Source organism: Cellulomonas sp. Leaf334, from assembly GCF_001424195.1.
GTDB lineage: Bacteria > Actinomycetota > Actinomycetes > Actinomycetales > Cellulomonadaceae > Cellulomonas.
The window spans coordinates 456005-468824 of sequence record NZ_LMOO01000005.1 but is presented as its reverse complement, the minus strand read 5'-3'; the positions used below and the strand labels follow the sequence as shown (position 1 = coordinate 468824).

The 12820-nt window shown below is 74.4% G+C and carries 14 protein-coding genes and 1 tRNA gene; 4 read left to right on the top strand and 11 right to left on the bottom strand.

Annotated features, from left to right (window positions below; translation table 11 throughout):
• Positions 1-65: 65 nt before the first annotated feature.
• The 11 genes from ASF78_RS12605 to ASF78_RS12560 all read right to left on the bottom strand — a co-directional run bounded on the left by ASF78_RS12605 (position 66) and on the right by ASF78_RS12560 (position 7310).
• Positions 66-332 (bottom strand): hypothetical protein, encoded by a 267-nt coding sequence (locus ASF78_RS12605; RefSeq protein ID WP_056589673.1) that lies wholly within the window; start codon positions 330-332, stop codon positions 66-68.
• Between the two features lie 42 nt (positions 333-374).
• A complete protein-coding gene (locus ASF78_RS12600; RefSeq protein WP_056589670.1) occupies positions 375-854 on the bottom strand; it encodes a hypothetical protein in 480 nt (159 codons plus the stop codon).
• Positions 851-1906, bottom strand: coding sequence for a hypothetical protein (locus ASF78_RS12595; RefSeq protein WP_056589666.1), 1056 nt, complete (start codon positions 1904-1906; stop codon positions 851-853). Before ASF78_RS12595 ends, ASF78_RS12600 begins: the two co-directional genes overlap by 4 nt.
• Positions 1907-2025: 119 nt before the next feature.
• The gene (locus ASF78_RS12590; protein WP_056589663.1) at positions 2026-2301 is read right to left on the bottom strand and encodes a hypothetical protein; all 276 of its coding nucleotides are present in this window, start codon (positions 2299-2301) and stop codon (positions 2026-2028) included.
• A 57-nt stretch (positions 2302-2358) separates the two neighbouring features.
• On the bottom strand, positions 2359-3222 hold the full coding sequence (locus ASF78_RS12585; protein ID WP_082495021.1) for a hypothetical protein: 864 nt from the start codon (positions 3220-3222) through the stop codon (positions 2359-2361).
• Between the two features lie 54 nt (positions 3223-3276).
• A tRNA-Thr gene (locus ASF78_RS12580) sits at positions 3277-3353 on the bottom strand.
• 55 nt (positions 3354-3408) lie between these two features.
• The gene (locus ASF78_RS12575) at positions 3409-4314 is read right to left on the bottom strand and encodes a thioredoxin domain-containing protein (RefSeq protein ID WP_056589660.1); all 906 of its coding nucleotides are present in this window, start codon (positions 4312-4314) and stop codon (positions 3409-3411) included.
• A gap of 34 nt (positions 4315-4348) precedes the next feature.
• Positions 4349-4855 (bottom strand): hypothetical protein, encoded by a 507-nt coding sequence (locus ASF78_RS12570; protein WP_056589657.1) that lies wholly within the window; start codon positions 4853-4855, stop codon positions 4349-4351.
• Between the two features lie 29 nt (positions 4856-4884).
• On the bottom strand, positions 4885-5301 hold the full coding sequence (locus ASF78_RS12565) for a hypothetical protein (protein WP_056589654.1): 417 nt from the start codon (positions 5299-5301) through the stop codon (positions 4885-4887).
• Complete coding sequence (locus ASF78_RS22395) at positions 5298-5480, bottom strand: hypothetical protein (protein ID WP_156374153.1); 183 nt, start codon at positions 5478-5480, stop codon at positions 5298-5300. Before ASF78_RS22395 ends, ASF78_RS12565 begins: the two co-directional genes overlap by 4 nt.
• 105 nt (positions 5481-5585) lie before the next feature.
• The gene (locus ASF78_RS12560; protein ID WP_056589651.1) at positions 5586-7310 is read right to left on the bottom strand and encodes a serine/threonine-protein kinase; all 1725 of its coding nucleotides are present in this window, start codon (positions 7308-7310) and stop codon (positions 5586-5588) included.
• A gap of 95 nt (positions 7311-7405) precedes the next feature.
• Between ASF78_RS12560 and ASF78_RS12555 the strand changes: the two genes are divergently transcribed.
• The 4 genes from ASF78_RS12555 to ASF78_RS12540 are packed head-to-tail and all read left to right on the top strand — an operon-like array spanning position 7406 to position 12669.
• The gene (locus tag ASF78_RS12555; RefSeq protein WP_056589648.1) at positions 7406-8854 is read left to right on the top strand and encodes a trehalose-6-phosphate synthase; all 1449 of its coding nucleotides are present in this window, start codon (positions 7406-7408) and stop codon (positions 8852-8854) included.
• Positions 8847-9620: a trehalose-phosphatase gene (otsB, locus tag ASF78_RS12550; RefSeq protein WP_056589645.1), complete on the top strand. Its 774-nt coding sequence runs from the start codon at positions 8847-8849 to the stop codon at positions 9618-9620. The genes ASF78_RS12555 and otsB overlap by 8 nt, the downstream gene beginning before the upstream one ends.
• Positions 9621-9676: 56 nt before the next feature.
• Positions 9677-11188, top strand: coding sequence for a PQQ-binding-like beta-propeller repeat protein (locus tag ASF78_RS12545; protein WP_156374152.1), 1512 nt, complete (start codon positions 9677-9679; stop codon positions 11186-11188).
• Positions 11189-11190: 2 nt separating this feature from the next.
• Entirely contained in the window at positions 11191-12669 is a 1479-nt protein-coding gene (locus tag ASF78_RS12540; RefSeq protein WP_056589638.1) for a PQQ-binding-like beta-propeller repeat protein, read from the top strand.
• Positions 12670-12820: the final 151 nt, after the last annotated feature.

The window sequence follows — 12820 nt, the reverse complement described above, 5'->3', positions numbered from 1 at the left end:
GGTCGATCGCTCCGCAGGCTAGAGAGGTGGTCCGCGCCCTGCCGGCGCGGACCACCCGGGGTGGATCAGGAGGACGCCGTCTCCTGGTCGTCCGCCTGCTGCGCGAGCGCGGCGGCGTTCGCCTGGAGCGCCTCGACGACGCGCTGCAGGGCCGGGACGTACTGGCCGCTCCAGTCGGAGGTGAACCGCTGCGCGTCCGGGCCGTACCACGGCGTCGACTGCAGCTGCTGCGTGAGGCGGCTCGTGATCTGCGTGATCGAGTCCGCGTCGACGTTCATGATCCGAACGAGGTCACGGGCGGCGGTGATGTCCATGCCGAGGACGTTGCTCATCTGTCTCTCCTTGGGTCGTGCTCGGGCAGGTACCCGTGCAGGTCAGGTGGCCGTCAGGCCGGGACCGGGTCGGCGGGAGCCGAGCCGGACGGAGGTGTGCGCGTCGGCGAGCGAGTCGCGCAGGTCGGTGGGGGTGGAGTCGGACCAGCTCGACACGACGGTCACGGCGTGCTGGTGCCCGCCGGGCAGCGGGGTGGGGTCGACGAGCACGTCGACCCGCTGGCGGACCGTGCCGCTGTCGTGGTCGCGGGTCAGCAGGGCGCTCGACGGGGTGCCGCCGGCCGTGCCCCGCGTCCCCGGGTACTGCGCGAGCATCGCGTCGAGGACCTGCACCGCCGTCGTCCCGGCCGGCACGAGGTCCGCCGTGACGGTCAGGTTCGGCACGAAGCCCGGCAGGTCGCTCGCGGGACGGGCGACCGCGATCGCCCGCGGCGCGGGAGCCACGTGCCAGCCGTCCGGCACGTCGAGGCGGAGGCTCGGCCCACCCGGCAGGAGCGGCCCGGGGTGCTGGACGACGCTCACAGGGCCGACCGCCCGTCGATGGTGACGTCCGTCGCGACCTGTGTGCCGGCCCCGTCGGTCTCGTCGTCCCCGCGGCGACGCAGCGCACCGAGCGCGGCGGCACCGAGCGCGGCGAGGCCGAGCGGGGCCGCCGCGAGCGCGACCGGCGCGCCACCGCCACCGGTGCCCTCCTCCAGCGCGGGGATGGCGATCGCACCCGGTCCGTCGCCGAGCGCGGCACCGAGGCCGACGGGGATCGTCGAGACGGGCGGGTCGCCGGGGACCGCACCGGCGTCGACCGGTGACGGGGTCGGGCCGGGCGTGCCGATGGCGGGGGCGGCCGGGGCGACGGGACCGCCACCCGACCCGCTGCCCGACCCTCCACCTGTGCCGCCGCCCGTCCCACCGCTGACGGGGCTCGCGATCTCCGCACCGCCGCCGATCGCGCCGGCGGAGCGCTGGTCCGGGGCCGGGCCCGCGACGTGCCCGGCCGCGACCCCGACGCTGCCGTCCCCTGTGGCACCACCGGCTGTCTCGGTCCGGACGACCGGCGTCGTCGGCGCGGCTGCGTCCGCCCCGCCCCCGGCGGCGCCGTGGACGTGCACGGTGACGGACCCGATGGACACGGGGACGACGACCTGCGCTCCCGCACCGCCGGCACCGCCACCCTGCGCCGACGCCGCCACACCGGTCTCCGGCGCGGCCAGCACCGGGGCGTTGACCGTCGACGTCGCAGGCAGCGTGACGGGCTGGAACGCGGACGCCGGGATGTGCACCGTCGGGTGGTCCGAGCTGGTGTCCTTCTGCGTCTGCGAGATCAGCGCCAGCACCTTGGCGAAGCCCCGCAGGTACTGCGCGACCGTCTTCACCCACGGGATGACGACGGCCCGCAGGTACCGGGCGAACGCCGCCGCCCAGCCGGTCCAGGACATGCAGTCCAGGGCGGTCGCGAGGGCCTTGAGCGCCATCACGACGTCGTCCGCGAACTCGGCCGCGTCGGTCATCTTGTTCACGACCCGGTCGAGCCCGTCGACGTCCGACCCGCGGAACGAGCCGGCCTGGAGCTGGGTCATGGGTGCCTCCTGCGCTGGGCCGGACGTGTCCGGCGGGTGGTGGATCGGGGTTCGAGGTGGACGCTAGGGAGCGCGCTCCCTGCGGGGCCAGCGCCCCGGGGGTGGAAGGTTCCGCCGCGTCAGCGGCTCGCGTCCTCCTGCAGCTGCGCCCGCCGGTCGAGCTCGACGGAGTTCGAGCGGATGTTCTCCGCGGCGGCGGCGAGCTGGGGGCGCAGCGCGCCGTCCCACTCGCCGAGGAACCGCTCCGCACCCGGACCGGTGAACGTGACGCCGCTCAGCATCGAGCCGATCTGCCCCACGATCCCGTCGAGCTCACCTGCGCCGGTGCGCATCGCGCGGGCCTGCTGGCGGCTGTACTGCGGGTCGATGCCGTGGAACCTGCTCTTGTCGTACATCGCGAACTCCTGGGGTCGTCGTGGCTGGTGCCGCGACGCTAGGAGAGCGGGACGCCGTCAGGACAGGGCGTCGGGGGTGGAACGTTCCGGGTTCAGACCCGCGCCGCGGGCCCGTGCGGCCTCCACGACCACCAGGTCGTCGGCCGTGACGAGACGCACCTCGGCGGCTCGGCGGCCGACGGCGAACCGCACGTTCTGCACGCGGCCCTCCTTCTGGGAGAACGGGTCGTCGGCCGGGCCGAACGCCATCCTGGCCACGACCCGGATCGCGTCGTCGACGCGCTGCGCCCGTTCGAGGTTCCACGCATGCCCGCGCCACGCGAGCACCCGCTCGTAGATCTCCCGGTTCGACGCCGGCCGCGGGTAGTCGTCGGCGCCCGCGAGCCACGGCTCGGCGAGCGCGAGCGCGACGTACCACTCGCGCGACCACCGCTCGAGCCGGGGTGCGGGCGCCGTGACGGCCCCGTCCGGGTCGTGCTCCGGAACCCAGGCGGGAGCGCTCCCAGGATCCGCGGGCACGGTCACGTCGACGACGAGCACGAGGTCGGTGAACACCCCGGGGGCGGACGTGCGGCCGCGCAGCAGCAGCACGTGGTTCTCGCCCTCGTCGAGCAGTGCCGCCATGCCGTCGGACAGCGCGACCCGGCGTGCGCCGCCCGGGGCGTCGAAGAGGCTGGAGAGCTGCGCCTCGGTCGACCCGTGCCAGCGCAGCCGGACGACCTCCTCGCCGACGACGATCTCGCCGACGACCCGCGACACGTGCGCCGCCGCGCGCGGCAGGGTGATCGCGGTGCTGCGCAGCGCGGTGTCGGCGTCGACGTCCGGCAGTGCCGAGTGCGGGTCCCGTCCGACCAGGAGCGTCTCACCGGAGCCGAGGACCACGGTCGGCACCCCGGCTCCGCGCAGCGTCACCCGCAGCACGTGACCTCCCCAAGTTTCAGTCGACGTGCGAGAAGCCGGACGGGTGCGGAGAAGTGGAGCCCCCTATCGGATTCGAACCGATGACCCCCTGTTTACAAGACAGGTGCTCTGGCCGACTGAGCTAAGGAGGCGGGCGGGCCCAGGATAACCGGGCGCCCCGTGCTGGGGCGCCCGGTCACCGCAGGGTCAGGGCTTGGCGGCGTCGACGGCTGTCTTGAGGGCGCCGGGCTGCGTCCAGTCCGTGAACGGCTCACCGTTGATCAGCACGGTGGGCGTCGAGAACTCCGGCACGTCCGTGCCGGCCTGGGTGGTGGCTGCGGCGCTCCACGGGGCGAACGTCCGCCACGTGCCCTCGAGGCCTTCCTCGTCCTGGGTGTCGAACGTGCCGGACACGGTGTCGGTGAACGTCGCGGTGACCTCGGCGGGTACGCCGACGCCCTCGGCGATCTCCGCGATCTCCGCGTCGGAACGGCCCGAGGTGCCCTCGGCGGGCTGGTCCTCGTACATCGCGGTGACGAACGCCGTGAAGTGCTCCGGCGACTGGTCGGCGACGATCGCCGTGGCGTTGACGGCACGCGTCGAGTAGGAGCTGCCGGCGGAGAGGCGGTCGAGGATGGAGACCGGGTGGTACGTGATGGTCACGCCGCCCTCCTCGAGCATCGCGTCGAGGTCGGCGGAGTTGATCTCGTCGAACTGGCCGCAGTAGGGGCACATGTAGTCGAAGTACACGGTGAGGTCGACGTCGTCGTCGCCGACGGTGCCGACGTCGTCACCGCTGGTGCCGCTGACGGGGATCCCGCCGGCGTCGTTGGCGGGGGCGGGCGACGTGACGTCCGCCAGCGTGGGCGAGATCACGCCCTCCGAACCCTGGCCGTAGGCGACGTCCGAGTTGGCGGCCTCGTTGGCCCTGTTCTGGTTGACGATCGAGAACGCGACGGCGACGAGCGCGAGGACGGCGACGACGAGTCCGCTGATCGCGAGGATCCGGTTCCGCTTGGCCTTGCGCTCCTGCTCCTTGCGCATCTGCGCGGCCTTGGCGCGCGCTTCGTCGCGGCGGACGGCCTTGGTGGGACGGGGGTCGTTGGTGGGCATGGGTGCTCCTGGTAGGACGAGGGTCGGGTGGGCGTCAGGCGAGGACGACCGGCGGACCCCGTCGTGCGACACAGCCCATGAGCACGCGCTCCGTCCACACGGCGACGACCCGTCCCAGCGGGACTGGGGCACCGTCGCGCACGTCGACCGGAGGTGGCGGCACGACGCGCAGGGCGCCCCGCAGGGCCCGGCCGGCCAGCTGCCGGACCTGCCGGGCGGCGCGCACGCACAGGGCGGACAGGCCGACACCGCACACGGTGAGCAGGAGGTACAGGGCGGCGACGGGTGCGGCCACGCTGAGCAGGACGACGGCGCCCTGCGACACCGTGCCGAGACCGTAGGCACCCTCCGGGCAGTCCGCGGCGTCGCGGAGCACCGACAGGCGCAGCCCGAGCGGGCCGAGGACGCCTGCGGCGCTGACGCAGTCGTGCAGCAGGACCCGGCCCTGGGCCGCGACGACCGCGGCGAGGCCGGCGAGGACGACGGCGGCGGCCAGCGACAGGCGCGGAGCGGCCAGGTGCGGCCCTCGTCGCGCGGTCATGCGGGACAGCGTAGGGCGCCCACCTGTGATCACGGCACGCGGGGGTGGCGGACCACCTCGACGTCGAACCCGAACGACCGCTTCCAGTCCTGCGCCAGCCGCCCGCCGGCCCGGCGCACGATGCCGCGCAGCCACCACTCCTCGGGGTCGATCCCGGGGAACGCGTGCTCGACGAGGAGGGGCTGGAACCGGGCGTCGATCGTCGTGACCCGGCGCCGGAACCCCGCCATCTCGGGGAACCCCGCGAGGCTCGGGTGGCGCATCGCCGCCTCGATCGTGGTGCGGGCCATGGCCTCGTTCCCGTACGCGAACTCGTCGCCCCGGTACCCGCGCTCGCACTCGGCGACGAAGCTCGCCCAGCGGTCGAGCAGCTCGGCAGGGGTGTCGTCACGCCACACGCCGCGAGCGCGGACGACCTCGCTGAACGCCTCCTCGAACGCCGTCACTTGGCGATCTCGCGCAGGAAGTACTCGTAGCCCTCGTCGGGACGGAAGTACGCCACGATCACGTCGCCGCGGAACACCCCCAGCGCGCCGTTGCGGTGGTCGAAGCGGACCACGTCGCCGTTGCTGCGGCGCCCTGCCACGACCTCGGGACTTGCCTCTACCTCAGCCTGTGCAGCCATGCCTGCGCCCTCCCCCCGGTCACCGAGCCTTCACCCAAGAGGGTGAGTGGACGACACGCCAGCGGGGTCCCGCATCGCGAGACGGGAACCGTCCGACCGAAACGGTTAGGGCACCTCGGGGGTGGGCAGCGGCGCCCAGGTGATCGGGGCGCCGGTGAGGATCTGCACGATGAAGACGGAGGCGGCGGCCAGGAGGACGACGGTCGCGACGAGCGCCCCCAGAGGTCCCGGAGCCACGGCGGCCAGGACGCGACGGGCGCCGGTGCGGGTCATCAGCGACAGCGGCCCCCACCACACGACGGCCGCGCCGAGCAGGACGAACGACCCGACCAGGATCGTCGCCGTCAGGCCCTGCGGCTCCTGCCCGGACGGCGAGCCGCCCACGGCCCAGTGGTCGTTGCCGACGAGCCACCAGGACACCCCGACCAGGATCACGACGACGCTCCCGGCCACGACGAGCGACGGCACCAGCCCGACGACCGCGCGCAGCAGGTGCCACGGGAGGGTCGCGACGGCGATCGCCCGGTCCGAGCGCTTGACGCCGGCCCGTTCCCGGCGCCCGTACATGGCCTCGACCGTGGAGCCGACCGTCCGCACGACCACGACCAGCAGCACGAACACCACGAGCGCGATGCCCGGGTAGAGGGCACCGGCCGACCCCAGGAGCACGGCGGCCGCGAGCAGCGTCCCCCAGCGCCGGAGCGCCGGTGGGCGCTCGTAGCCGGAACCCTCGGGCTCCGGTTCCTCGGACGCGTCGAGGTCCTCGGCGATCCAGTCGACGCCCTCGGGGTCCTCGAGGTCCTCGGGGTCCTCGAGGTCGTCCTCGTCCTCGTCCTCGTCGACGAGGCCCGGGTCGAACGCGCGCGTGTGGCCGTCGTTGGCCGCGACGACGGGTGCCACGGCAGCAGCGGCGGCGACCGGCGCGACGGCCACGGTCGCCGGCTCCGGGCCCAGGACCGTCGTCCCGACCACGTCGGACTCCGTGAGCACGGTCGTGTCGGTCGCGTCGGCGATCGGCTCGCCCTCCGCGACCACCAGCGTCAGCGCCGCCACCAGGTCGTCCGGCGTCGTCCGGTCGGCCGCGTCGGGCGCGAGGGCGCGCCGCAGCGCCATGGCCGTCAGCGGTCCGAGACCGTCCACGTCCACGTCCCCCGTGCGGGCCCGGGCCAGCACGGCCTCCAGCGGCCGGGAGCCGAACGGGGGGCGACCGGTGGCGGCGAACACCAGGACCGCCGCCCAGCCCCAGAAGTCGGACGCCTCGTCGGGCTCGGCACCCTCGAGCAGCTCGGGCGCCAGGTACCCGGGGGTGCCCAGCACCAGACCGTCGGAGGTCAGCTTGGAGTCGTCGGCGGCCTGCGCGAGGCCGAAGTCGATGAGCACCGGTCCGTCGTCGCCGACGACGACGTTGGACGGCTTGAGGTCCCGGTGCACGACGCCGGCGCCGTGCACGGCGACGAGCGTGTCGCGCAGCCCCTCGGCCAGGTCGAGCAGCTCCCCGGCGTCCAGGGTGCCGCGCTCGCGCACGTGCTCCTCGAGGTTGTCGCCCGGCACGAGCTCGGTGACCAGGAACGCCTCCGTCGAGTCCGCCTCGGCGTCCAGGACCGCGGCGACACCGGGGTGCTTGAGCTTCTGCAGGGCGTGCACCTCGCGGCGCAGCCGGTCGCGGGTCACGGCGTCGGACCCGACGTGGGGGTGCAGCAGCTTGAGCGCGACGGCGTCGCCACCGCCGTCCACCGCCCGGTACACGGTCCCCATGCCGCCCGAGCCGAGGGGGGCGACGACGGTGTAGCCCCCGATCTCCGAGCCCGGCTCCAGACCGATCCGTTCCATCCAGGCACCGTAACCGGCGCTCTGCGGAGACTGCCTGGCAACGCGCGGTACGACCTGCACGGATAGGGTCGGACACGACCCGAGGAGTTGATCTCTTGCCTTCCGACGTGCCCGCGCACGGCTACGACTTCGTCGTCGTCGCGAACCGTCTGCCCGTGGACGTGAGCCTGGGCGACGACGGCGAACCCACCTGGACCCGATCCCCCGGCGGTCTCGTCACGGCCCTCGCGCCCGTGATGGCGAGCACGTCCGGCGCGTGGGTCGGCTGGGGCGGTTCGCCCGACCTCGAGCTGGAGCCGTTCGACGTGGACGGCACCGAGCTGATCCCGGTCGTGCTGACCGAGGACGACCTGGAGAAGTTCTACGAAGGCTTCTCCAACGACACCCTCTGGCCGCTGTACCACGACGTCATCGAGCCCCCGGCGTTCCACCGGCAGTGGTGGGACGCGTACCAGAAGGTGAACCGGCGCTTCGCGCAGGCCACCGCCGACCAGGCCGCGCAGGGCGCGACCGTGTGGGTGCACGACTACCAGCTCCAGCTCGTCCCGAAGCTGCTCCGGGAGCTGCGGCCCGACCTGCGCATCGGGTACTTCCACCACATCCCCTTCCCGCCCCTGGAGCTGTTCGCGCAGCTGCCGTGGCGGGTGCAGGTGATCGAGGGCCTGCTCGGCGCGGACCTCGTCGGCTTCCAGCGGGCGGGCGACGCGGCGAACTTCGTGCGCGTCGTGCGACGGCTCACGGACCTGACGACGCGCGGGCAGATGGTCACCCTCAACGAGGAGGAGGGGCACACCGGTCCCGGGCGGCACGTGCGCGCCGCGGCCTTCCCCATCTCGATCGACTCGCACGCGTTCGACCAGCTGGCCCGCACGGACGCCGTCCGCGAGCGCGCCCTGCAGATCCGCCGCGAGCTGGGCGACCCGGAGTTCCTGCTGCTCGGCGTGGACCGGCTCGACTACACCAAGGGCATCCGGCACCGCATCAAGGCGTACGGCGAGCTCCTGCTCGACGGCCGGCTGTCCCCGCAGAGCACCACGCTGGTCCAGGTGGCCAGCCCGAGCCGGGAGAACGTGGGCGCGTACCAGCAGCTGCGGGACGACGTGGAGCTCCTGGTCGGCCGGATCAACGGCGACTACGGCCAGGTGGGCCACGCGCCCGTGCAGTACCTGCACCAGTCGTTCCCCATGGAGGAGATGGCCGCCCTGTACCTCGCGGCGGACGTCATGCTGGTCACCGCGCTGCGCGACGGCATGAACCTCGTGGCCAAGGAGTACGTCGCGGCCCGGTCCGACGACCGCGGCGCGCTGGTGCTCTCCGAGTTCACGGGCGCCGCCGACGAGCTCACCGGCTCGGTCCTGGTGAACCCGCACGACATCGACGGGATGAAGGACGCGATCACGTACGCCGTGCACATGGACCCCCGCGAGTCCCGCAAGCGCATGCGCCGGCTGCGGCGACGGGTGCTCGGGCACGACGTCGTCGCCTGGTCGGAGGACTTCCTCGCCGCCCTCAACGCGGTCCCCGTGCGAGCCACCCGTGACTGACGCGCTGCGGACGGTCCTCACCGCGGTCGCGGCCGACCCCGCCCGCCGGCCGCTCCTGGTCGCCCTCGACTTCGACGGCACCCTCGCCCCGCTGCAGGACGACCCGTCGACCTCCCGCATCCTGCCCGCCGGTGTCGAGGTCCTCGCCCGACTGTCGCAGACCCCCGGCGTCGCGCTCGCGCTGGTGTCCGGCCGCGCCATGCACGACCTGCACGTCCTGGCGCACGTGCCCGAGGGCACGTTCCTCATCGGCAGCCACGGGGCCGAGCGCGCCCGCGTCACCACGTTCGGGCTGGACCGCGACGTCGTCCAGCTGACCGACGAGCAGGCCGACCGTCTGGCGTCGCTGGGCGCGGAGGCGGCCCGGATCGCACGCGGCCGGGACGGCGTCTGGGTGGAGACGAAGCCGACCGCCGTCGTCGTGCACACCCGCCTCGCGGAGGCGGTCGACGCCGAACCGGCCGAGCGCGAGGCCATCACCCTCGGCGAACGGCTGGGCTCCGGCGTCCTGCACGGCAAGGACGTCGTCGAGATCTCGGTCCTGCGCGCGAGCAAGGGCGAGGCGCTCGCGGCGCTGCGCGACGAGCTCGCCGCCCCCGTGGTGCTGTACGCCGGCGACGACGTCACCGACGAGCACGCGTTCGAGGCGCTCCACGACGACGACGTGACGGTCAAGGTCGGGCACGGGACGACGATCGCGCGGTACCGGGTGGACGACCCGGAGGAGCTCGTGGCCGCGCTGGCGGCCCTCGCCGACCAGCTGTAAGGACCTCACCCGGCCTCTGCTGGTCGGTCGTGGGGTCGAGGCGTAGCGTGCGCCTCATGCCCGGCCGGATGCGTGAGGTCGAGCTCGTCGAGGTCGTGGACGAGCGCGCCCCCGCGCGCCAGGCCCCGGACCAGCCGGTGGCCGCGGAGCCCCCCGACGACGTCCGCGCGGCCCGGACCTGGGTGCGCCGCCACGCCCCGTGGCTCGTCGCGTCGGCCGCGCTCGTCGTCGGTTCCCTCGTCGTCACGCAGGTCGTCCTCGACCGCCGCGAGGACGCCCGGGTCGCGGCGCTCGCTGCCGTCCCGGGCGTCGTGCCGCCGGTCGACGCGTCCATCGGGGTCCTCTGGCGGGCCGACCCGGAGCTCGCGACCGCGCTCCGGTCCGGCGCGGTGGTCGACGGGGTGCTCGTCGGGGGCGTCCAGGACGAGTCCGGCGCGTCCGCCGTCGTCGGGCTCGACCCCGACACCGGCGTGGTCGCGTGGCGGACCCCGCTGGACCTGCCGACCCCGCAGCCGACCCCGACCAGCGCGTGGCCGGAGCAGTGGATCTCCTGCACCCCGGTGGCGCGCGGGACGGCGCACGTGGTGGCCTGCGTCTCGCAGCAGGTCGGCGAGGGCGTCGAGGGCATCCCGCCGTCGTCGGTGTGGGTGCTCGACCCGGCGCACGGCGACGTGCTGGCCGACAGCGAGGTCCCCGGCGGCTGGGGGCTGAGCTTCGTCGACGACGGCATGGTGGTCGCGCGGCCGGTGTCGGGCGACCGGTGGGAGGTCCGTGCGACCGATGTCGTGGACGGCACCCCCCGCTGGAGCTGGACGACGCCCCGGCTCGAGCGCACCGACGACGAGGCGCCCAGCGCGATGGCGTCCCTCCAGTCCTCCGAGGACCACGTCGTCCTCGTCGTCGACACCCGCTCCTGGGTCCTGACCACGGCCGGCCACCTGGAGCTCGACGTCCCCCTCGACTCCGCCTCGTGGCTCCAGCCGGCCCGTGCGGGCGTGTTCATCGAGAGCACCTGGACGTCGTCGGCCTTCAGCGGGACGCTCCTGCTCCCCGACGGGTCCCGGGTCCCCATCGACGAGACGGCGAACTGGCTCGCCGTCGACGACGGGTCGGCGCCCGACGTCGTGTTCACCGTCGGCCAGGCCCCCGGCGGCGCCGACGGGCTCAGCGGACGGTCGGCACGCACGGGCGAGCGGCTCTGGCACGTCGCGGGGACCATCGTGACGAGCCTCCTGCTCGACGGGACCCTGTACGTCGCCACGTCCAGGTCGCTGGTCGCGGTCGACGCCGCCACGGGCCGCCTGCACTGGACGACCGAGACGGACCACATACCCCAGCAGCTGTCCACGGACGGCCGCCACCTGCTCCTGCCCGGACCGGGCGTGACCCTCGAGGCGTACACGCTGTCCGACGGTGCCCTGGCGTGGACCGCCGACCTCGCCGACGAGGTTCGCGCGGAGGTCGCCGGGGACCGCAGGACGGTGTTCGTGCAGGGCTTCCAGTCGGGCTGGCACGACCCCCGGCTGTACGTCTGGACCGACACCGGCGCGGTCGCGGTCCTGGGCTGACCATGGCTCCCCCGGTCGCGCACGCGCACCTCGCTCCCGTCGAGCTCGAGGACACGGACGACGACGCCGTCGGTGCCGGCCGGCCACCCACCTGGGTCCGACGGCACATCGCGTGGCTCGCGGGGGCCGGTGCCGCCCTCCTGCTCGGCCTCGTCGCCGTGCAGGCGGCACTCGACGCGCACGAGCGTGAGCGCCTGGAGTACCTCGCCGACGTGCCCGGGGTGCTCAGCCCGCTGCACGACCCGCCCGCTGCGCTGCGGTCGTGGGCTCCGAGCGCGGGCGCGCTCGTCGCCGAGGACGCGTCCGGGCACTGGGCCATCGGCGCGCGGTACCACCTCGGGGGCGTCGACCTGCGCGGCACGGACCCGGATACGGGCGACGTCCTGTGGTCGGTGCCGTTCTCGCTCGACGACGCGCTGCCGCCGGGCGGCCGCTCGGAGTTCCCGTCGGTCTGGGTGCGCTGCACGACGACGACCTCCCCGGACGGCCCCCGGGCGGTCTGTGCCGCGGAGGTCTCCCCGGTGCGCTCCGGCGGCGCCCCCACCCCGCTGCTCGTGCTCGACCCCGCCACCGGCAGGACCCTCGCCTCCCCGACCCTGGATCCCGGCTCGCTGTGGTCGGCGACGGGGTCGCGCCTGGTCGTCGCGACGCCGCACCGGGACAGCGCCGGTGACGTCCGCTGGGCCCTGACCGCGACGGACCCGGCCAGCGGGGACGTGCGGTGGCAGCGCTGGACCCCCGTCGTGCCCGAGGTCCACGCCGTCCGCGTCGGCGACCGGGTCATCCGCTCCGAGGCCGACCTGACCAGCGACGAGGACCGGGTGCTCCTGACCGACAGCGGGCACGCCTGGCTCTTCGGGGCCGACGGCGAGCCGCGCGGCGACGTGACGGTCGAGGCCGACGGCTGGGCCGAGCTCGCCCGGGCCGACACCGTGGTGTGGACCCCGTGGCAGGCGTTCGCGATCGCCGCGAGCGTCCTCGTCACCCGTGACGGCACCCGGGTGCCGGTCGGCGAACGACCTGCCCGCCTCGGTGTCGACGACGGCAGCGCACCCGACGTCGTGCTGCTCACCGACAGCGAGAACGCGGGGGTGGCGGCGCTCGTCGGTCGCGACGCCTCCTCCGGCGAGGAGCTCTGGCGCCTCACCGGCACCACGGGCGACGCCCTGCTCGTCGACGGCGTCGTCCACGTCGCGCAGGGCCGGGACGTCCGTGCGGTCGACGCCCGCACGGGCGAGTCCCACTGGCTCGCGCACGTCGGCGCACCACCCGTCTACCTGGGGACGGACGGTGAGCTCGTCGTCGTCGTCACCGCCGACCGCACCCTGCGAGGGCTCGCGCGGGCCGACGGACGGCTGGCGAGCGTGGCCGACGTGGCACGGCACCTGGCCCGCGACCCGGGTGGTGTGGACCAGGTCAGCGAGTACGGCGGACGCCTGCTCGTCCGGTTCCGCGACGGGTCCGGGGTCCTGGTCGGGTGACCGCGGGTGAGTGAGCCTGCTCACACCCCGGTGTGGTCGGTCCACACCGATATGGCATGATGACCCCGGGCCACCGGAGGAACCCTCCTCCAGCGGCCCGTGTCATCGAGGACACTCTTGACACTCTTCACTACGGATCGTCCGGCACGTA

What these genes read in the sequence shown, in the direction of transcription:
- ASF78_RS12605 (WP_056589673.1), bottom strand. Translation starts at nt 332, where the DNA reads ATGAGCAACGTCCTCGGCATGGACATCACCGCCGCCCGTGACCTCGTT.
- ASF78_RS12595 (WP_056589666.1), bottom strand. Translation starts at nt 1,906, where the DNA reads ATGACCCAGCTCCAGGCCGGCTCGTTCCGCGGGTCGGACGTCGACGGG.
- ASF78_RS12590 (WP_056589663.1), bottom strand. Translation starts at nt 2,301, where the DNA reads ATGTACGACAAGAGCAGGTTCCACGGCATCGACCCGCAGTACAGCCGC.
- ASF78_RS12575 (WP_056589660.1), bottom strand. Translation starts at nt 4,314, where the DNA reads ATGCCCACCAACGACCCCCGTCCCACCAAGGCCGTCCGCCGCGACGAA.
- ASF78_RS12570 (WP_056589657.1), bottom strand. Translation starts at nt 4,855, where the DNA reads ATGACCGCGCGACGAGGGCCGCACCTGGCCGCTCCGCGCCTGTCGCTG.
- ASF78_RS22395 (WP_156374153.1), bottom strand. Translation starts at nt 5,480, where the DNA reads ATGGCTGCACAGGCTGAGGTAGAGGCAAGTCCCGAGGTCGTGGCAGGG.
- ASF78_RS12560 (WP_056589651.1), bottom strand. Translation starts at nt 7,310, where the DNA reads ATGGAACGGATCGGTCTGGAGCCGGGCTCGGAGATCGGGGGCTACACC.
- ASF78_RS12545 (WP_156374152.1), top strand. Translation starts at nt 9,677, where the DNA reads ATGCCCGGCCGGATGCGTGAGGTCGAGCTCGTCGAGGTCGTGGACGAG.
- ASF78_RS12540 (WP_056589638.1), top strand. Translation starts at nt 11,191, where the DNA reads ATGGCTCCCCCGGTCGCGCACGCGCACCTCGCTCCCGTCGAGCTCGAG.